An 18,157-nucleotide genomic window follows, 5' to 3' on the forward strand; every position below is an offset into this window, starting at 1 on the left:
CAGCCCGGTTCATGCTGCCCGTCGGACCCCACCACCTCCCGATGCCCCCGCTTTCCGCCCCGCGGCCCTACCGCCTGCGCACGCTCGCGCACGCGCCGAACGAACTCGGCGAGACGGTTCTGGCCTGTGTCGTCCACGACGCGCGCATCACCGACGACGCAGACCCGCGCCTGATCCAGGTGCCGCTGCCGGTTCTGTCCGGGAACGCGGTCGAGCTATGGGAGACCGAGGGACCGGTGCAGATCGGCCGTGAGGCCGGCATCGGCTACGCCCAGGGCGAGGCCGTGCTGTTCGCGCAGCTGCGCGTGGGCGCCGACGCCATGCGCGACCCGCGGACCGCGACTGCGCGCGCCTACGCCGAGCTGCTCGCCTTCTTCGCGCGCCGGCCGGACTGGCACTGGGTACGGAGCTGGAACTACATCGGCGACATCCATCGCCGTGACGGCGACGGCGACGACGGCGAGCGCTACCGCCAGTTCGTTCTCGGCCGCCACGAGGTGCTGTCCGCGGAAGCAGGCTTCGAGGCGCGACTGCCGGCGGCCACCGCCATCGGCACCCGCGGCGAAGCGCTGCTGATCTACGTCCTCGGCGCCCGTCAGCCCGGCGTGCAGATCGAGAATCCGCGCCAGGTCAGCGCATTCCGCTATCCGCGCCAGTACGGCCCGCGCAGCCCGAGCTTCTCGCGCGCGCGCCGGCTCGACTGGGCCGACGGCGCCGATCTGATCGTCTCCGGCACGGCCAGCGTCGTCGGCCACGAGACGGCGCACCCGGGGGACGCCGCCCGCCAGCTGCGCGAAACCCTGGAGAACCTGCAGCAGCTGCGTCGCGACGCCGGCGCGCACGACTGGCCGTCTGTGTGCACGAAGCTGTTCGTGCGCAATGCCGCCACACTCGCGCAGGCCCGACCGCTGGCCGGATCGCTGCTCGGCGATGATCGGGCCTGCGTGCTCGAAGGGGAAATCTGCCGCACGGACCTCGCACTGGAAGTCGAGGTGCTGCTGCAATCAGCCTGAACGCACCCGGCTGACCGCATCCTGCCAGCCGGCATACAGCTCGTCGGCGCGGGTCTGCGGCATCGCCGGCGTGAAGCGCCGTTCGGCCTGCCACAGCTTGGCGATGTCGTCGAGCGAGTCGTAGACGCCGGCCTGCAGGCCGGCGACGAAGGCCGCGCCCAGCGCCGTCGTCTCGACGGTCTGCGGTCGCACCGTCGGAATCTGCAGGATGTCGGCGAGACACTGCGTGAGCCAGTCGTTGACCACCATGCCGCCATCGACGCGCAGCTCGGTCGGGGCGCAGGCGTCCTGCTCCATCGCGCGCATCAGGTCACGCGTCTGGTAGCCGACCGACTCGAGCGCCGCGCGGACGATGTGGGCAATGCCGGTATCGCGGGTCAGGCCGAACACGGCGCCGCGCGCTTCCGGGTCCCAGTACGGCGCACCCAGTCCGGTGAACGCGGGGACCAGATACACGCCCTGTGTATCCTCGATCGAGCGTGCCAGCCGCTCGGTCTCGCCGGCGGCCTTGATCAGGTGCATGGCGTCGCGCAACCACTGCACGGCGGCGCCCGCCACGAAGATGCTGCCTTCGAGGGCGTACGTCGGCTTTCCGCCCAGCCGGTAGGCCACGGTGCTCAGCAGCCGGTGCTTGGACAGCTTCAGCTCGTCGCCGGTGTTCAGCACCATGAAGCAGCCGGTGCCATAGGTCGACTTGATCATGCCCGGCGCGAAGCAGGCCTGGCCGATCGTCGCGGCCTGCTGGTCGCCGGCAACGCCGCCGATCGTGATCGCGCCGCCGAAGAGTTCGGGGACGGTCGAACCGAAGTCATCCGCGGTGTCGAGCACCTGCGGCAGCAACGCGCGCGGTACGCCGAAGAAATCGAGCAGCTCGCCGTCCCAGTCCTGGGTCCCGAGGTTGAACAACGCAGTACGCGAGGCGTTGGTCGCATCGGTGACATGCACCTTGCCGCCGGTGAGCTGCCACAGCAGCCAGCTGTCGATCGTGCCGAAGGCGAGTTCGCCCTTTTCGGCACGCGCGCGCGCGCCTTCGACGTGGTCGAGGATCCAGCCGACCTTGGTTGCGGAAAAGTACGGATCGAGCAGCAGGCCGCTGCGCTGCGCGAGCCAGTCGCTCCGGTCCTGATGCTGCTGGCAGAAGGCACTGGTCCGCCGGTCCTGCCAGACGATGGCACGATGAATCGGCTTGCCGGTCGCGCGGTCCCAGATCACCGTGGTTTCGCGCTGGTTGGTGATGCCGATCGCTGCGATGTCGCCGGCCTTCAGCCCGGCCTGCTGCAGCGCATCGCGCACGCAGGCGACCGTGTCCTCCCAGATGCGTTCGGCGTCGTGCTCCACCCAGCCGGGCCTGGGGAAGTGCTGCGGCAGTTCGCGCTGTGCAACCGCCTGCTTCTCCCCGCCGCGCCCGAACACGATGGCGCGGGTGCTGGTCGTGCCCTGGTCGATCGCGAGCAGTGTCGTCATCTGAGCGTTCCTCCGGTTATGCGGCCCTTGGCATCTCCGCCGCGGTGCGCGCTGCGGTTCCAGGAGCCGTCTATTGATCCAGAACGTCGCCGCGTGAAACGATCGGCACCGCAATCCCGTCACGCCACGTTGCAAGGATGCGCGCAGCCCGTCAGAACCACCGCAGGACCCTGTGTCCGTCGCTACCGGGACGAAACATGATCGCCTTGCGAAGCCGCGCACGAACCGCCGGCGCGCGTCGTAGCTGCGGTTGCCGGACCGTGCATCAATAGCACGTGGACAGCCATCAATTCCAGCACGATCTGGGCGGAGGACACTGCGCGCATGTCCATGCCTGGTTGCCGGCTTCGACGCCACGCGCGGCCGTGCAGATCGTGCATGGCATGGCCGAGCACGGCGCGCGGTATGCGCGGCTCGCCGCAGCGCTCGCCGCGCAGGGCTTCGCAATCTACGCACCGGATCTGCCGGGACACGGTCGCAGCGTGCGCGAGGCCGCGGAACGGGGACACATCGCCGATCGTGACGGCTGGCGCATGTCGCTGTCCGCCGTCAACGCCGTGCGGGGGGAGATCGAACGACGACATGCCGGGCTGCCGGTGGTCATGATCGGGCACAGCCGCGGCTCGTTCCTGTTGCAGCACTATCTGTTCGAGCACGGCAACGGCCTGGCCGGCGCGGTGTTCTCCGCGGGAACGGCGACGATGGGCCCGCTGCGCGCGGTGGGCTTGGCGCTGATGCGCATCGAGGCACGCCTGCTGGGTGCCGACCACCGCAGCGCGCTGGCCGAGGCGCTGACGTTCAAGGATTTCAACCGCCGTTTCAGACCCGCGCGGACGGACTTCGACTGGCTGTCGCGCGACACGGCCGAGGTCGATGCCTATGTCCGCGATCCGCTGTGCGGGTTCCGCTGCTCGGCAGCGATGTGGATCGAGCTGCTGGAAGCCGGCGGCCGCCTGAGCGAGGCCTCGCGACTCGCGCGCATCCCGAAGTCGCTGCCGGTGCTGCTGCTCAACGGCGCCGCGGACCCCGCCTGCCGCTTCGCGGCGGGCGCGCAGGCGCTGGCGACGCTGTACCGGCACGCCGGCCTGACGGACGTCAGCCAGCACCTGTATGCCGACGGCCGCCACGAGCTGTTCAACGACGTCTGCCGCGATCAGGTCACCGACGACCTGATCGCCTGGCTGCGAGCCCGGATACCCGGCTGAACCTCGCCGGCCCTCAGGACCCGAAGCGCAGCGTCACCGCCGCATACAGCTGCCGGCCGCTGGCCTGTTGCGCGAAGTAGGTGCCGGGAAAGAAGGTCGCATCGGTCACCTGGTTGAGTACGCGCTTGTCGGTGAGGTTGTTGGCGCCGATCGTGACCGACCAGCGCTCCATCACGTCCGACAGCGTGAAGCGCGCCGAGTAGCGCGTGTACGCGTCGACGCGACTCGCGGGGTCGAGATCGGTGTCGGTGTACTGTTCGCCCTGGTAGAGCACGTCGCCGGCGAGCCGCCCGGTCAGCCCGAACACGGGGAAGGTGAGCATGGGCGTCAGCGTCGCGGTGGCCTTGGGCGCGAAGGCGATGGTGCGCCCGCCGAGATCCTGCTGGGCATCGAGCTGCAGCTCGCCGGTCTGCGGGTTGCGCACCGGCGCCGGCGCGGCCGCATAGTCCTCGTACTTGGCATCGAGCAGGCCGACGGAACCCATGATCTGCAGCGGCGCGAACGGCGTCAGCCACAGGAAGTCGGCCTCGAGCCCGCGGGACTTCGCCGATGCGGCGTTGCTGACGTCGAAGAAGATGCCGTTGAAGGCGAGCACCTGCAGGTTGTCGAAGCGCGTCTCGTAGACCGTCGCGTTCACGCGCAGGCTGCGGTCGAGCAGGGTTGCCTTGATGCCGAGCTCGAAGGTCTCGGCGTTCTCCGGTTCGAACTCGAGGTCTTCGCCGGTGAACGACAGCGAGTTGTAGCCACCGCTCTTGTAGCCCCGCGCATAGGAGGCGTAGAGGTTCACGCCGTTGTCGCCGAAGTACTGGATCACGAATTTCGGCGAGACGTCGGACTCGTCGCGTTCGAGACCGCGCTGCTCGTAGTTCTCGGCGCCGAGCAGCAGCGACATCACGCAGATCGGCAGGCCGAGCCGATCGAGCGTGCACTGGCGTGTGCCGAGCGAGTCGACGGTCTTTTCCTCGCGATTGATGCGGATGCCCGGCGTGATGGCCCAGCGCTCGGTGAGAAACCACGTCGCCTGACCGAAGAAGGCCAGCGAGGAGACATCCTGCTCGTAGTCGAGCTGGTAGAAGTCCTCGCCGATCACCGGGCCGAGCAGGTTGCCGATGAGCGGGATGCCCGGCAGGCCGATGGGTCCGAACAGGTTGATGCCGCCGCCGCTGGCGAGCTGCAGGAAGTCGTCGGTCAGCAGGTACGCGCCGATGTCGCTGCCGGCCATGATGCGCGCGAGCAGGGTGTAGCTGGACTCGTACCAGAACGCGCCGGCGACGAAATCGATCTCGCGGCCGAGACCGAACAGGCTGTCGGCGCGGGCGGCGAAGCGAAGCTCGGCGGAAATCTGCTCGTGGTCCTCGTGGTTGTCGAGCCGGGCGATGTCGGCGGGCGAGACGTCGAGCTCGTTGAGCTGGTCGATATGAAACGTCGATCCGGCCAGCACCAGTGTCAGGCTGCTGTCGTGCAGGCCGCCGGCCACGGTCCCGAGATCCCAGCGCGTGTTCAGCGCCACCGTCTCCGATCCCTTCTCGATGAAGCCCGGCGTATCGGCCGAGGTATTGAAGTCGTAAGGATCGTCCTCGACGTCCGGGTCGTAGCTCTCCAGGAAGTTGCGCGTGTCGTCGTCGAGCTGCATCAGCTGGAACGGCCAGAACGCGGCCTCGGTATCGGAGATCTGCGCGGTCAGCTCGGAGGTCACGTTCGGCAGCGGGTACAGCAGCAGCTTCAGACGACCGGCCTTCTGCGTCAGCTTCTCTTCCTCGCGATCGAGAAAGCCGTTGTACAGCTCGCCGTCCTCGCTGCGGTACAGGCCGGCGACACGCAGGCCGCCCCAGTCGCTGAACATGCCGCCCGCACCGCCCTCGACGCGGTGCGCGTTGTCGCTGCCGTAGCTGTAGCGTCCGTCGGCCTCGAAGAAGTTGCCGGGCCGCTTGCTGGTGACATTGAACACGCCGGCGATGGTGTTCTTGCCGAACAGCGTACCCTGCGGCCCGCGCAGGACCTCGACGCGATCGACGTCGAACATCGATTCGGTGAAGTAACCGGGGCGGCCGAAGTAGATCTCGTCCTGCACGAAGCCGACCGAGCTTTCGAAGCTCGGATTGAAGGCATTGGTGCCGAAGCCGCGGATGAACAGCTGCGGCGAACCGAGATCGTCGGCATCGACGCGCACGTTCGGCACGTAGGCGGCGACCTCGGCGAGATCGACGGCATTGGTCATCTGGATGAAGGCGCCGTCGACCGCGGTCACCGAGATCGGCACGTCCTGCAGCGACTGCTCCTTCTTCTGCGCGGTGACGACGATCTCCTCGATCTGCGTCGCGCGCGGCGGCGGCGCGGCAGCCGGCTGCGCGACCGGGGTTTGCAGCGGCTCGACCGCGATCGTCGACAAGGCTTCGGGCGGCGTCGGCGCGGCGGTCTGCACGTCCGCGCGCGGCGCGACGGCTTCCCCGCGCGGTTCGGATTCAGCGGCGGGCTCGTCGGCGAACAGCGCGTCGAGAAAGTCGTCGTCCGCGCTCTGCGCGAACGCGGCGCCCGCACTCGACAGGGACGCGGCTGCGGCTACGATCATCCAGTGTTTCATCTCAGCTCTCCGGGTCCAGCTCGCGGGGCCGGTATCCGGCCTGCGCCGCCAGTGCTAGCAAAAGGCGATCCGTTTCGGCGGCAAGCTCGGCGGCCACGCGCTTTGGCCGGGGCGAGGTGGCGATCGTGATCGCCGCCTGCAGGATGGCGCCGAGCAGCAGGGTGGCGAGCGCCGACAGCGACGCCGGCGCCAGCTCGCGCCGGTCGACGGCGTTCTGCAGCCCTTCGACGACGATCTGCCGGGCGATCGCCGTGTCGGTCTCGTGCCAGGCCGCCCAGCCGAGCGCGGCCGGTGCGACGACGTAGACCATGCGCCCGTAGCGCGGCCGGGTGCACAGCTCGAAGCAGGTGCGTGCCCCGAGCTGCACCATGCCGAGCGGCGTGTCCGCGGTCAGCGCGCGTGCACGCACGATCTCGCCCATCTCGCGGTCGATGGATTCGAACACTTCCCGGAAGATCCCGAGCTTGTCGGCGAAGTGGTGATAGAACGCGCCCTTGGTGACGGCTGCCGCGGCGACGATGCGATCGACACTGACGGCGTCGAAGCCGTGCGTCACGAAGAGCTTTTCGGCCGCGCGCAGCAACCGCCGGCGCGTCATGTCGCCGCGCGTCTGGCGTCGTCGCTGTGCAGACGGGGCGGCTGGCTGATCCAATCTTCCCATTGACGCAAAACATACCCGGAGTATGTAATTTGGGACAGTAGGAAATTCAGCCGGTGTAAGCTGGCACGGACCTGAGCGGGGGACATCGAAGATGCGTATGCATTCGGCACTGTCGGCACTCGTGTGCGCGGGAACCGCGCTGCTGGCCGCCTGCGATTCCGCCCCGCCACCACCGGCTGCACCGCCAGCGGCAACGGCCGCCGCGCCCGCCGACCCCGCGGTCGTGCGGCTCTATTCGCAGACCTGCCGGGGTTGCCACGACCCGATGGCACGCACCGGAGCGCCCGCCACCGGCGACCGCGAAGCCTGGGCGCCGCGCCTCGCGCAGGGCATGGACGTGCTGGTCGAGCACACCATCGGCGGCTATCGCGGCATGCCGCCGATGGGCGCATGCATGGACTGCGGCGAAGAGGATTTCGCCGCGCTGATCCGCTACATGTCCGGTCAGTAGGCGCACGATGAATCGCCGCGACTTCCTGATCAGCTCGCTCGCCGCAGCCGGCGGCGTCGGCCTCGCCGCCTGCGACGATCATGGCGCCTCGAACATGCCGAAGGCACCGATGCCGACCACCGGCCCCGACGGCAGGCGTCTGCTGCCCTGGCAGAACTGGTCGGGATACCAGCACGCACTGCCGGCCGAACGGCTGGCGCCGCAGGACGAGGAGGAGCTCGCCGCGCTGCTGCAGCACTCGCCGGCACCGATCCGCCCGGTGGGCGCGGGGCACTCGTTCGCAGCACTGGTGCCGACACAGGGCTCGCTGCTGTCGCTGCGCAACTTCGGCGGCCTGAAGGCGCACGACGCTGCGAGCCTGACGGCAACGCTGGGGGCCGGCACGCGACTCGGCGACGTCGGCCCGATGCTCGACGGCGTCGGCCAGGCCCTCGCGAACATGCCGGACATCGACTCGCAGACGATCGCCGGTGCGATCGCCACCGCCACGCACGGCACCGGCCGCGCACTCGGCGCGCTGCACAGCTACGTCACCGGCCTGCGGCTGGTCACGCCGCGCGGCGAGGTGATCGACTGCAGCGCCGAGCGCAACCCGGAGGTGTTCGCCGCGGCACGTGTCTCGCTCGGCAGCCTCGGCGTGATCACCGAGGTGACGCTGCGCAACGTGCCGACGCACAAGCTCAAGCGCAGCGTCTGGCTCGAGCCCCTGGACCAGCTGCTCGAGCGCTTCGACGAACTGGCACGCCAGCATCACAGTTTCGAGATCTACTACCTGCCGTTCTGCAGCAGCGCGGTCGCGATCGCCATCGATCCGACCGACGAGCCGATCTCGCCGCGCGGCGAGGAGCAGGACAACGACGCCGTGATGCAGATGAAGCAGGCGCGCGACTGGCTGAGCTGGTGGCCGGGGCTGCGCCGGCGCGTGCTCGACCTGGCGACGCAGGACTTCAAGCCCGAAGAGGCAGTCGATCTGTGGTACCGCATCTTTCCGTCGAGTCGCGAGGTGCGGTTCAACGAGATGGAGTATCACTTCGACGCCGATGCGCTGCTCCCGGTCTTTAAGGAAGTGCGCAAACGCATCGAAGCGCAGCATCACGAGGAGTTCTTCCCGATCGAGCTGCGCGTCGTCCGCGGCGACGATGCTTGGCTGAGCCCGTTCCAGGGCCATGAGGTCTCAGGCTCGATCGCGGTTCACCGCTATCACGCCGAAGACCCGCTGCCTTACTTCGCCGACATCGAACCAATCTACCAACCGTACGAGGGCCGCCCGCACTGGGGCAAGATGCACACGCTCACACCGGCACAGCTCGCGGGCCGCTATCCGCGCTGGGCGGACTTTCTCGCCGTGCGCGCGGCGCTCGATCCGGAAGGGCGCATGCTCAATCCCTATCTGCGCACGCTCTTCGGCCTCGCATGAACCGCAGACGCCGCCTGCTGCTCGGGGCCGCCGTGGCCGCGCCACTGGCTGCCGTCGTCGCCGCAAAGCCGCGCGCGCGCGCCGGTGCCCACGACGCCTACTTCCGCGCACTGCAGTCGGCGCTGGCCGACGCCGGCCTGATGCGCCCGACGCTGGTCATCGACCGCGCCCGTCTGCAACACAACCTCGCACGCCTGCAGGCCAACCGTCCGCGCAACTTCGCCTACCGCATCGTCGCCAAGTCGCTGCCGAGCCTGCCGCTGATCGAGACCGTGCGCCGCGCGACCGGGACCGATCGCTTGATGGTCTTCCATCAGCCCTTCCTCAACCTCGTCGGCGAACGCATGCCCGATGCGCGGGTGCTGCTCGGCAAGCCGATGCCGGCGGGCGCCGTGACGCGCTTCTTCGCCCACCACCGCAATCCGGCCTTCGACCCCTCGGCGCGGATCGAGTGGCTGGTCGATACCCCCGTGCGCATCGCCGAGTACGCGGAGCTGGCGCGCGCGCGCGCCGCCGAGGGCCTGGGGCCGATGCGGCTGAACTTCGAGATCGACGTGGGCCTGCACCGCGGCGGCCTGCGCGACGGCCGCGCCGTCGCCGAGGCGCTGCGCGCCGTGCAGGCGGAACCCTCGCTGCGCTTCTCCGGGCTGATGGGCTACGAGGCACATGCCTCGAAGATGCCGGGCCTGCTCGGCGGCCCGCGCGGCGCGCTCGACCGGGCGATGCAGGCGTATGCCGAAGCGCTGGGTGCCGTTCGCGAAACGCTCGGCGACACCTTCGACGCCAGCGCTCTGACGCTCAATGCCGGCGGCAGCTCGACCTACGCGATGTACGACGGCAGCGAGCCGTGCAACGAGCTGGCGATGGGCTCGGGCCTGGTCATGCCGACCGACTTCGACGTGCCGTCGCTGGCCGATCACCAGCCGGCGTCCTACATCGCGACCCCGGTGCTCAAGGCGCTCGACCGCACCGAGATCGCCGGCATCGAGTCGCTGACCGGCCTGTTCCGCGCCTGGGACCCGAACACCGCCCGCGCGTTCTTTCTTTACGGCGGCTACTGGCTGGCCGACCCGGTGTCGCCGCCGGGCCTGCAGCGCAACGCGATCTGGGGCCACTCGACCAACCAGGACCTCTACAACGGATCGGTCGACGTCGAACTCGCCGTCGGCGATCACGTCTTCCTGCGCCCGCATCAGAGCGAGTTCGTGTTCCTGCAGTTCGGCGACATCGCCGTCTACGACGACGGGCGCATCGTCGAGACCTGGCCGGTGTTCACGCAGGGCGCGTGACCGGCCGGCTGGCCGCTACACGACGCCGGTCTTGCGCAGCGCGTCGATGTCCGCACCCGCGAAGCCGAAATCGGCGAGCACTTCGTCCGTATGCTCGCCGCGCGCCGCCGGCGGCCGCTGCACCTCGCCGGGCGTGCGGCTGAAGCGCGGGGCCGGGGCCGGCTGCACCACACCGTCGATCTCGACGTAGGTTCCGCGTGCCTTGTTGTGCGGATGCTCTGGCGCTTCGTCCCAGTCGAGCACCGGCGCGAAACAGCAGTCGGTGCCTTCGAGCAGCGCACACCATTCGTCGCGTGTCTTCGTGCGGAACAGTGCCGCGATGCGCGGCTTGAGCGCGGTCCACTGCTTCGGGCTCAGATGCTGGCTCATGTCGATGCCGTCCAGTCCGACCTTTTCGCAGAACAGCTTGAAGAAGTGCGGCTCCAGCGCGCCGAGCGCGACGGCCTTGCCGTCGGCACAGGTGTAGCAGTCGTAGAAATGCGTGCCGCCGTCGAGCAGGTTCGAGGCGCGGCGGTTGCTCCACAATCCGCCGGCCTTCATGCCGACGATAATCGAGCTCAGCAGCGCCGTGCCGTCCGTCATCGCGGCATCGACGACCTGGCCCTTGCCCGAGCGCTGCGCCTCGAGCAGCGCGCAGACCATGCCGAACGCCAGCAGCATGCCGCCGCCGCCGTAGTCGCCGATCATGTTCAGCGGCACCGGCGGCGGCTCGTCGGCGCGGCCGATCGCGTGCAGCACGCCGGTGATCGCGATGTAGTTCAGGTCATGCCCCGCGGCCTTGGCCAGCGGCCCGGTCTGGCCCCAGCCGGTCATGCGCCCGAAGACGAGTCGCGGATTGCGCGCGAGACAGACCTCGGGCCCCAGGCCCAGCCGCTCCATCACGCCCGGGCGAAATCCCTCGAGCAGGGCGTCGGCCTGCTCAAGCAGCTTGAGCAGCAGTTCGGTGCCGTCGGGGTGCTTCAGGTCGACCGTGATCGAGCGGCGTCCGCGCGTCGTGACGTCGAAACGCGGATGCGCGAAGCCGATCGGCGCCTGCGACGCCTTGGCCTCCACGCGGATCACCTCCGCACCCATGTCCGACAGCATCATCGCCGCGAACGGCCCGGGGCCGATGCCGGCCATTTCGATGATTTTCAGTCCCTGCAACGGTCCGGCCACGTCGGTTCACCCCCTGTTCGATGTGTCGCCGGATTATGCCGGTCGCGCGAAATCCGCGACCGCGGACTCCGAAAGCTCAGCTCGCGCGCTGGGCCGGCGAGACGGTGATCACGGGGCCGGTCGGCAGGCCCGTCGGCGAGCCGCCCGCCGGCTCGCGCGAGACGGCGAGCGTCGGCCGCGCGGGCATCGTCAGGCCGCGCGGCATCGGCATCTCGGCGTCGCCGTCGGCCGGCATCACGCCGAGCGAGCGCGGCTGACCGTCGTCGCCGAGCACCCACAGCTCAAGGCTCTCGCGCGCCCGGTCGAGCGGAAAACGGCCGGCCCCGGTGATGCGGATCAGCCGGCGCTCCGGCGACAGGGTCACCAGCCACTGCGCCTCGCTTTCGCCCGGGCGCAGCAGGGCGACATACGGAAGCGGCTGCACCACCGGCACCTCGACGCGCACGATCTGCACCGGCGGTGGCGGCCGGTCGAGTTCGCGCACCAGGCCGACCGCGAGCACGGCGCAGGCGGCCGTCGCCAGCAGCGCCCAAGTCCGCCACAGGCGCAGGCGGCGTTCGGCGGTCGTCGGCAACGATGTGGTCTTCGATGCGTTGATCTGACGGTCGATCGCCGTCCAGACCCGCTCGTGCGGCGCCTGCGGGACGAAGCCGTCCTGCAGCGGCGCCAGCCGCTGCTCCCACCATCGCACCTGCTCGCGCAGGTCGGCGCGCGCCGCCAGCAGTTGCTCGAAGCGACGCCGTGCGCGGCCTTCGAGCGTGCCGAGCACATAGGCGGCGGACAAGGCCTGCTTGAGTCGTGGTCGTTCGATCCTCATTCGCCCAGACACTCCCGCAGCCGCTGCAGGCCGCGCCGCACCCAACTCTTCACCGTCCCCAGCGGCGCGTTCAAGGCCCGCGCCAGCTCCTGATGGGTATATCCCTCGTAGTACGCCAGCAGCACGCTGCGGCGTTGCTCGTCCTGCAGGCCGCGCATGCACTCGGCGAGCCGGCCCATACCTTCCTGCTCCACAGCACCGGCCTGGGGGTCGATGCCGCTGCTGTCATCGGCGAACTGCATCGACGCGTCCTCGCCGTCTTCCGGCAGTTCGACTTCCGGCCGCTTCGCACGCAGCAGGTCGAGCGCACGATAGCGGGCGATCGTCATCAGCCACGTCAGCGGTGCGCCCTTGTCGGGCGCATAGGTGTCGGCCTTCTGCCAGATCTTCAGAAAGCAGTCCTGCAACGCCTCCTCGGCCCAGTCGCGACGCTTGAGGATACGCAGCAGCAGCCCGAACAGATGCGGGCCGCTCGCGTCGTAGAGGTGGCGGAACGCACGCTGGTCGCCGCCTGCGGTAGCGGAGAGCAGGCGCGCGAGCTGTTCGGGGTCAGCCATGCAAGGGGGACCTTTTCGGTCGCGGATCGGGGGCCAGTCTAGCCCGCCTCAGCCGCCGTCGCCGCGCTGCAGCGGCTGCGCGACCAGACGCAGCAGTCCGCCGGGGCGCGGAAACGCTTCGAGGCCGATACGCATGGAGTCGTGACCCTCCCGGGGCTGTGCGCGATAACTGCCGAACAGGTGATCCCACCACGGCAGGCTGAAACCGAAATTGCTGTCCGTCTCGTCGCGATGGATCGAGTGATGCACCCGGTGCATGTCGGGCGTGACCACGACGCGGCGCAGCCACCGGTCGGTGCGCAGCGACAGATCGAGGTTGGCGTGGTTGAACATCGACGTCGCGTTGAGCAGCACCTCGAAGCAGACCACCGCCCAGACCGGCGCGCCGAGCGCGGCGACCGCCCCCATCTTCAGCCCCATCGACAGCAGGATCTCGAGCGGGTGAAAGCGCAGCGCGGTCGTCACGTCGAAACCCGGGTCGCTGTGGTGCACGCGGTGCAGGCGCCACAGCGGCGGCAGCGCGTGCATCAGCCGGTGCTGTGCGTAGATCAGCAGGTCCAGCACCAGCAGCGCGAACCCGAGCTCGATCCAGGCCGGCCAGGCCAGCGCCTGCAGCAGGCCGATGCCATGGGCCTGGGCCCAGTACGCGACGCCGACCGCGCCGGCCCCCAGCAGCAGGCGCAACAGCAGCGTATCGACGACCACCAGGCCGATGTTCGCGGGCCAGCGCTGGCGGCGAGACGGAGGCGTCGCCCGGCGCGGCCACGCCGCCTCGGCGGCGAGCAGCAGAACGCCGATCCCGAGAAACGCGCCGAGCCGCACCAGGGTTTCCGCGTCAGTCATCGCAGGAGCCTGATGGTGGCACCGCTATAATCAAGGACTTCATCAGCGTCGAATCGGATTCTCACGGTGGCGATCGGTTCCTACCCCAGCACCCGGCTGCGCCGTACCCGGCAGGCCGCCTTCATCCGCGACATGGTGCGCGAAACGCGCCTGGTCCCTGCGCAACTGATCCAGCCGCTGTTCGTCGCCGAGAACGCGCTGCGCGGGCCGGTGGCGGCGATGCCGGGCGTCACGCGCCTCGACCTGGACGAGCTGGTGCGTGAATGCGAGGCACTGTACGCCCTCGGCATCCGTTCGGTTGCACTGTTTCCGGTGACGCCGGCGGAGCGCAAGACGCCGAACGGCGACGAGGCGCTGAACCCCGACAGCCTGATGTGCCGCGCGATCAAGGCGGTGAAGCAGGCGCTGCCGCAGATCGGCATCGTCGCCGATGTCGCGCTCGACCCCTATACCAGCCACGGGCAGGACGGCGTGCTCGACGAGGCCGGCCGTGTCGACAACGATGCGTCCTGCGAGATCCTGCGCCGGCAGGCGCTGCTGTACGCACGCTGCGGCGTCGACATCGTCGCGCCCAGCGACATGATGGACGGCCGCATCGGCCACATCCGCCAGGTACTGGAGCGCGACGGCTGCAAGGACACGCTGATCCTGTCCTACGCGGCCAAGTACGCCTCCAGCTTCTACGGCCCGTTCCGCGACGCGGTCGGCTCCGGCTCCAACCTCGGCAAGGGCGGCAAGGAGACTTACCAGATGGACCCGGCCAACACCGACGAGGCCCTGCGCGAAGTGGCGCTCGACCTCGACGAAGGCGCGGACATCGTCATGGTCAAGCCGGGCCTGCCGTATCTCGACATCATCCGCCGAATCAAGGACGGGTTCGGCGTCCCGGTCGCGGCGTACCAGGTCAGCGGCGAATACAGCATGTTGAAGGCCGCAGCCGCGAACGGCTGGCTCGACGAGAAGAAGGCCGTGCTCGAAGCACTCGTCTGCCTGCGCCGCGCCGGCGCCGACATGATCCTGAGCTACCACGCGAAGGACGCCGCCGGCTGGCTCGGCGCCTGAGGCCGGCCGGCACCATGGACCGCTACGCCGTCATCGGCCAGCCTATCGCGCACAGCCGTTCGCCGGCGATCCACGCGCAGTTCGCGCGGCAGACGGACCAGGTTCTGAGCTACGAGGCGATCGAGATCGCGCCCGATGCGCTGCCCGCGCGACTGCAGGCGCTGCACGCGGCGGGCTATCGCGGACTCAACGTGACGCTGCCTCACAAGGTCGCGGTCATGGCGCTGTGCGAAACCGTCTCCGGGCGCGCGCAGCGGGCCGGCGCGGTCAACACCCTGATCCGCACCGACCAGGGCTGGCACGGCGACAACACGGACGGCGAAGGCTTCATCCGCGATCTGCAGCGCCTGGGCTTCGGCGTTGCCGGGCGGCGCGTGCTCGTGCTCGGCGCCGGGGGCGCCGTGCGCGGCATTCTCGAGCCGCTGCTCGCCGCCGCACCGGCCGAACTGGTCGTCTCGAACCGCAACCCCTGGAAACCCGAGGCGCTGGCCGAGGCCTTCAAGCCGCTGGGCACGATCGTTCCGCGCACGCACCTGTCACTCAAGGGCGATCGCTACGACCTGGTCGTCAATGCCACGGCGGCAGGGCACAGCGGGCGCATGGCGGCGCTGCCGGGCCCGCTGCTCGCCCGCGGCGGCGATTGCTACGACCTGTCCTACGGCGCGGCGTTCGCTCCGTTCAGGGCCTGGTCCGAAGCGCAGGGTGCGGCGCGCATCGCCGACGGCCTCGGCATGCTCGTCGGACAGGCCGCGGCGGCCTTCGAGGCCTGGCGCGGCGTGGTGCCGGACCGGCTCGATGCCGTCATCGCGCGGCTGCGCGAGTAGGCGGCCGACGCATGAGCGCTCCTTCCGCCTCGAATCAGCCGGACCTCGCGCTGCTCGGGAGACTCGCGCGGATCGAGCGGATCTGCGCGATCACCGCCGCCGCGATCTCGGCGGCCGTCCTGCTGCTGTGGCTGGTCCGTCCGCTGCTGCCGGCGCTCGACGCCCCCGGCTGGCAGCAGATGAAGTTCAACACCGCGCTGGGCTGCGGCCTCATCGCCCTCGGCCTGCTGCTGCGCGTGCCGGGTGCGGCGCCGGCGCGGGTGCGTGCGACCCTGCTGCTGTCGGCGGTGGTGCTCGCGCTGGCACTCGGCGCGCTGTTCCAGTACGCCACCGGACTGTCGCTGTTCATCGACCAACTCGTCGTGCGCGATCCGTCGCCGTCGCTGCCCGGGCGAATGTCGCCGCAGACGGCCACGGTGCTGGCACTCGCCGCGGCGGCGATGCTGCTGCTGCGCCGGACGAGCGGTTTCGGCGCCCGCCTCGCGGACCTGCTGGTCGTCGCCCTGGTCGGCGTCGTGCTGATGCTGCTGTGCGGCTACCTGTTCAGGGCCTCCGGCCTGTACGGCATCTCCGGGGAGACGGTGACCTCGCCGCAGAGCCTGATCTGCTTTCTGCTGCTGGCCTTCACCATCGCGGCACGCCGCGCGCTCTACGGATTCACCTCGGTGCTGGTCGGCGTCGGCATCGGCAGCCACATCGCGCGCATCGTCCTGCCGGCCGCGCTCGTCCTGCCGTCGGTGCTGGCCTTGCTGCGGCTGTATGCCTCGGAGAACGGCATCGCCGACCGCGCGACCTCCACCGCGGTCACCGTGGCCAGCCAGACGCTGATCGTGATGTGCCTGGTGATCTGGATGGCCTGGCGCATCAACGCGCTCGAGTCGCGCCTGCGGCATGCCTCGCTGACGGACGAACTCACCGGCGCACACAACCGCCGCGGATTCATGCTCATCGCCGAACAGGCGCTGGCGCTCGCCAGGCGCAACGGTCAGTCGGCGCGCCTGTTCTTCTTCGATCTCGACGGTCTCAAGCGGATCAACGATTCCCTCGGCCATGACGCCGGCTCCGAGTTCATCCGCACGATGGCGGAACTGCTCAGACGCGGCTTTCGCGAAAGCGACGTGATCGGCAGGATCGGCGGCGACGAACTGGTGGCGCTGGCGATCGACGATACCGGCGACCCCGATCAGCGAGTCGCGGCCTTGCACGATGCCGCTGCCCAGCTCCAGGCGGAACGGCGGTCGGACTACCCGCTGGCGTTCAGCGCCGGCCACGCCCCCGTGGACCTGACGGCAAGCCGCCCGCTCGAAGCGGCGCTGCGCATCGCCGACGAACGCATGTACGCGAACAAGCTGGAGCGTCGGGCGCAGCGCGCCTGACGGCAGGTCTCAGTCCGCCACGGCGTGCCGCGCGACGATGTCGGCCACGACCATGCTCACGCGCTTGCCCGTGGGAATGTGCAGGAACTCGTTCGGGCCGTGCGCGTTGGAGTGCGGGCCGAGCACACCGGTGACGAGGAACTGCGCCTGCGGGAACTTCTCCCCGAGCATGCCCATGAACGGAATCGTGCCGCCTTCGCCCATGTACACCGGTGGCGGGCCGAAGTAGGCGCGCGACGCGGCGTCGACGGCCTGTTCCAGCCACGGCGCGAGCTGCGGCGCATTCCAGCCGCTGCCCGACTTCTCGCCCTCGAAACGGACCTTCGCGCCGTAGGGCGCCTCGGCTTCGACGATGCGCCTGAGCGCTTCGGCCGCCTTCCTGCCGTCGAGCGTCGGCGGAATCCGCAGCGACAGCTTCACCGTCGTGAACGGGCGCAGCACATTGCCGGCACTCGACAGGGCCGGCAGGCCGTCGACACCGGTGACGGCGAGCTTGGGCCGCCAGGTGCGGTTGAGCACCAGTTCGGTCAGGTTGTCGTCGGCCGGCCGCATGCCGTCGACGAAGGGAAACTTGCTGTACACCTCTTCGCCGAGCGCCTGCGCTGCCGCCCTGGCCTGCTCGATCCGCTGCGGCGGAATCTCGACGTGGAAATCGCGTGGACGGATCTCGCCGCTGGTCTCGTCCTCGAGCCGCGAGAGAATCTGCCGCAACACGCGGAAGCTCGACGGCACCACGCCGGACGCATCGCCGGAGTGCACGCCTTCGGTCAGCACATCGACGCGCAGGTTGCCGCCGACCAGACCGCGCAGGCTCGTCGTCAGCCACAGCTGGTCGTAGTTGCCGCAACCGGAGTCGAGGCACACGACCAGCGCGGCCTTGCCCAGCCGCGGCGCGAGATGATCGACGTAGTGCGGCAGATCGTAGCTGCCGGATTCCTCGCAGGCCTCGATCAGCACCACGCAGCGCGACTGCGGCAGTTTCTGCTCGCGCAGTGCGAGCAGCGCCGCGAGCGAACCGAAGATCGCGTAACCGTCGTCGGCGCCGCCGCGCCCGTAGAGCCGCTCGTCCCTGAGCACCGGTGTCCACGGACCCAGGCCGTCGGCCCAGCCGCTCATTTCCGGCTGCTTGTCGAGATGGCCGTAGAGGATCACGACATCGTCGGCGCGGCCGCCATGCGCCGCCGGGATGTCGATGAAGATCAGCGGCGTGCGCCCTTCTAGGCGGATCACTTCCAGCGTCGCGCCCGGCAGTGCATCGAGCTTGCTCCGTGCCCAGTTCTCCATCAGGCGCACGGCGTCGTCCATGTAGCCGTGCTCCTGCCACTGCGGATCGAACAGCGGCGACTTGTTCGGAATGCGGATGTATTCGGTGAGCTGCGGCACGATCTCGTCGTCCCACAGCGCGGCGATGCAACGCTGGATCTGCGAACGGTCCATGG

General features: G+C 69.6%; 16 protein-coding genes. 8 read left to right on the forward strand and 8 right to left on the reverse strand.

Annotation, left to right across the window (positions count from 1 at the left end; translation table 11 throughout):
* Positions 1-41 precede the first annotated feature (41 nt).
* Complete coding sequence (locus C8D93_RS17015) at positions 42-1,013, forward strand: chorismate transformation FkbO/Hyg5 family protein (RefSeq protein ID WP_110266432.1); 972 nt, start codon at positions 42-44, stop codon at positions 1,011-1,013.
* On the opposite strand, the gene glpK is transcribed toward C8D93_RS17015, so the two are convergent.
* Positions 1,005-2,477: a glycerol kinase GlpK gene (gene glpK / locus C8D93_RS17020; RefSeq protein ID WP_110266433.1), complete on the reverse strand. Its 1,473-nt coding sequence runs from the start codon at positions 2,475-2,477 to the stop codon at positions 1,005-1,007. The two genes, C8D93_RS17015 and glpK, sit on opposite strands and share 9 nt — an antisense overlap.
* 275 nt (positions 2,478-2,752) lie before the next feature.
* Here glpK and C8D93_RS17025 point away from each other — a divergent pair, with 275 nt between their 5' ends.
* Positions 2,753-3,682, forward strand: coding sequence for an alpha/beta fold hydrolase (locus tag C8D93_RS17025; protein WP_146216643.1), 930 nt, complete (start codon positions 2,753-2,755; stop codon positions 3,680-3,682).
* Positions 3,683-3,695: 13 nt separating this feature from the next.
* Here the strand turns inward: C8D93_RS17025 and C8D93_RS17030 are convergent, their stop codons facing one another.
* Both C8D93_RS17030 and C8D93_RS17035 read right to left on the reverse strand, forming a co-directional pair.
* On the reverse strand, positions 3,696-6,263 hold the full coding sequence (locus C8D93_RS17030; RefSeq protein ID WP_245903957.1) for a TonB-dependent receptor: 2,568 nt from the start codon (positions 6,261-6,263) through the stop codon (positions 3,696-3,698).
* 1 nt (position 6,264) lies between these two features.
* The gene (locus tag C8D93_RS17035; RefSeq protein ID WP_170124083.1) at positions 6,265-6,861 is read right to left on the reverse strand and encodes a TetR/AcrR family transcriptional regulator; all 597 of its coding nucleotides are present in this window, start codon (positions 6,859-6,861) and stop codon (positions 6,265-6,267) included.
* A 154-nt stretch (positions 6,862-7,015) separates the two neighbouring features.
* On the opposite strand from C8D93_RS17035, the gene C8D93_RS17040 reads away from it, so the two are divergent.
* Genes C8D93_RS17040 through C8D93_RS17050 form a run of 3 tightly spaced genes read left to right on the forward strand, consistent with a single transcriptional unit; the run spans position 7,016 to position 10,081 of the window.
* A complete protein-coding gene (locus C8D93_RS17040) occupies positions 7,016-7,375 on the forward strand; it encodes a c-type cytochrome (RefSeq protein WP_245903959.1) in 360 nt (119 codons plus the stop codon).
* Positions 7,376-7,382: 7 nt separating this feature from the next.
* Positions 7,383-8,792, forward strand: coding sequence for an FAD-linked oxidoreductase, L-gulonolactone oxidase family (locus C8D93_RS17045; protein WP_110266437.1), 1,410 nt, complete (start codon positions 7,383-7,385; stop codon positions 8,790-8,792).
* Entirely contained in the window at positions 8,789-10,081 is a 1,293-nt protein-coding gene (locus tag C8D93_RS17050; RefSeq protein ID WP_110266438.1) for an alanine racemase, read from the forward strand. The genes C8D93_RS17045 and C8D93_RS17050 overlap by 4 nt, the downstream gene beginning before the upstream one ends.
* Positions 10,082-10,096: 15 nt before the next feature.
* Here C8D93_RS17050 and C8D93_RS17055 read toward each other — a convergent pair whose 3' ends face one another.
* From C8D93_RS17055 to C8D93_RS17070, 4 genes are all read right to left on the reverse strand, one after another.
* The gene (locus tag C8D93_RS17055) at positions 10,097-11,239 is read right to left on the reverse strand and encodes a CaiB/BaiF CoA transferase family protein (RefSeq protein ID WP_110266439.1); all 1,143 of its coding nucleotides are present in this window, start codon (positions 11,237-11,239) and stop codon (positions 10,097-10,099) included.
* Between the two features lie 76 nt (positions 11,240-11,315).
* Positions 11,316-12,056 (reverse strand): anti-sigma factor, encoded by a 741-nt coding sequence (locus C8D93_RS17060; RefSeq protein WP_110266440.1) that lies wholly within the window; start codon positions 12,054-12,056, stop codon positions 11,316-11,318.
* Positions 12,053-12,613 (reverse strand): sigma-70 family RNA polymerase sigma factor, encoded by a 561-nt coding sequence (locus tag C8D93_RS17065; RefSeq protein WP_110266441.1) that lies wholly within the window; start codon positions 12,611-12,613, stop codon positions 12,053-12,055. The genes C8D93_RS17060 and C8D93_RS17065 overlap by 4 nt, the downstream gene beginning before the upstream one ends.
* Positions 12,614-12,661: 48 nt before the next feature.
* Positions 12,662-13,456 carry a sterol desaturase family protein gene (locus tag C8D93_RS17070; protein WP_110266442.1) on the reverse strand — a complete coding sequence of 265 codons (795 nt, stop codon included), beginning with the start codon at positions 13,454-13,456 and terminating at the stop codon, positions 12,662-12,664.
* Positions 13,457-13,522: 66 nt separating this feature from the next.
* On the opposite strand from C8D93_RS17070, the gene hemB reads away from it, so the two are divergent.
* From hemB to C8D93_RS17085, 3 genes are read left to right on the forward strand one after another with little or no spacing between them, the layout of a single operon-like run.
* The gene (gene hemB / locus C8D93_RS17075; protein ID WP_110266443.1) at positions 13,523-14,518 is read left to right on the forward strand and encodes a porphobilinogen synthase; all 996 of its coding nucleotides are present in this window, start codon (positions 13,523-13,525) and stop codon (positions 14,516-14,518) included.
* A 14-nt stretch (positions 14,519-14,532) separates the two neighbouring features.
* A complete protein-coding gene (gene aroE, locus C8D93_RS17080) occupies positions 14,533-15,342 on the forward strand; it encodes a shikimate dehydrogenase (RefSeq protein ID WP_110266444.1) in 810 nt (269 codons plus the stop codon).
* A gap of 11 nt (positions 15,343-15,353) precedes the next feature.
* Positions 15,354-16,718, forward strand: coding sequence for a GGDEF domain-containing protein (locus C8D93_RS17085; protein ID WP_110266445.1), 1,365 nt, complete (start codon positions 15,354-15,356; stop codon positions 16,716-16,718).
* Between the two features lie 9 nt (positions 16,719-16,727).
* Here the strand turns inward: C8D93_RS17085 and C8D93_RS17090 are convergent, their stop codons facing one another.
* Positions 16,728-18,155 (reverse strand): M20 family metallopeptidase, encoded by a 1,428-nt coding sequence (locus tag C8D93_RS17090; protein ID WP_110266446.1) that lies wholly within the window; start codon positions 18,153-18,155, stop codon positions 16,728-16,730.
* Between the last annotated feature and the right edge of the window lie 2 nt (positions 18,156-18,157).

Origin of the sequence: Sinimarinibacterium flocculans (assembly GCF_003201205.1) — a bacterium.
Lineage (GTDB): Bacteria > Pseudomonadota > Gammaproteobacteria > Nevskiales > Nevskiaceae > Solimonas > Solimonas flocculans.

What these genes read in the sequence shown, in the direction of transcription:
- C8D93_RS17015 (WP_110266432.1), top strand. Translation starts at nt 42, where the DNA reads ATGCCCCCGCTTTCCGCCCCGCGGCCCTACCGCCTGCGCACGCTCGCG.
- aroE (WP_110266444.1), top strand. Translation starts at nt 14,533, where the DNA reads ATGGACCGCTACGCCGTCATCGGCCAGCCTATCGCGCACAGCCGTTCG.
- C8D93_RS17065 (WP_110266441.1), bottom strand. Translation starts at nt 12,613, where the DNA reads ATGGCTGACCCCGAACAGCTCGCGCGCCTGCTCTCCGCTACCGCAGGC.
- glpK (WP_110266433.1), bottom strand. Translation starts at nt 2,477, where the DNA reads ATGACGACACTGCTCGCGATCGACCAGGGCACGACCAGCACCCGCGCC.
- C8D93_RS17070 (WP_110266442.1), bottom strand. Translation starts at nt 13,456, where the DNA reads ATGACTGACGCGGAAACCCTGGTGCGGCTCGGCGCGTTTCTCGGGATC.
- C8D93_RS17060 (WP_110266440.1), bottom strand. Translation starts at nt 12,056, where the DNA reads ATGAGGATCGAACGACCACGACTCAAGCAGGCCTTGTCCGCCGCCTAT.
- C8D93_RS17090 (WP_110266446.1), bottom strand. Translation starts at nt 18,155, where the DNA reads ATGGACCGTTCGCAGATCCAGCGTTGCATCGCCGCGCTGTGGGACGAC.
- C8D93_RS17050 (WP_110266438.1), top strand. Translation starts at nt 8,789, where the DNA reads ATGAACCGCAGACGCCGCCTGCTGCTCGGGGCCGCCGTGGCCGCGCCA.
- C8D93_RS17045 (WP_110266437.1), top strand. Translation starts at nt 7,383, where the DNA reads ATGAATCGCCGCGACTTCCTGATCAGCTCGCTCGCCGCAGCCGGCGGC.
- C8D93_RS17030 (WP_245903957.1), bottom strand. Translation starts at nt 6,263, where the DNA reads ATGAAACACTGGATGATCGTAGCCGCAGCCGCGTCCCTGTCGAGTGCG.
- C8D93_RS17040 (WP_245903959.1), top strand. Translation starts at nt 7,016, where the DNA reads ATGCGTATGCATTCGGCACTGTCGGCACTCGTGTGCGCGGGAACCGCG.
- C8D93_RS17085 (WP_110266445.1), top strand. Translation starts at nt 15,354, where the DNA reads ATGAGCGCTCCTTCCGCCTCGAATCAGCCGGACCTCGCGCTGCTCGGG.
- C8D93_RS17035 (WP_170124083.1), bottom strand. Translation starts at nt 6,861, where the DNA reads ATGACGCGCCGGCGGTTGCTGCGCGCGGCCGAAAAGCTCTTCGTGACG.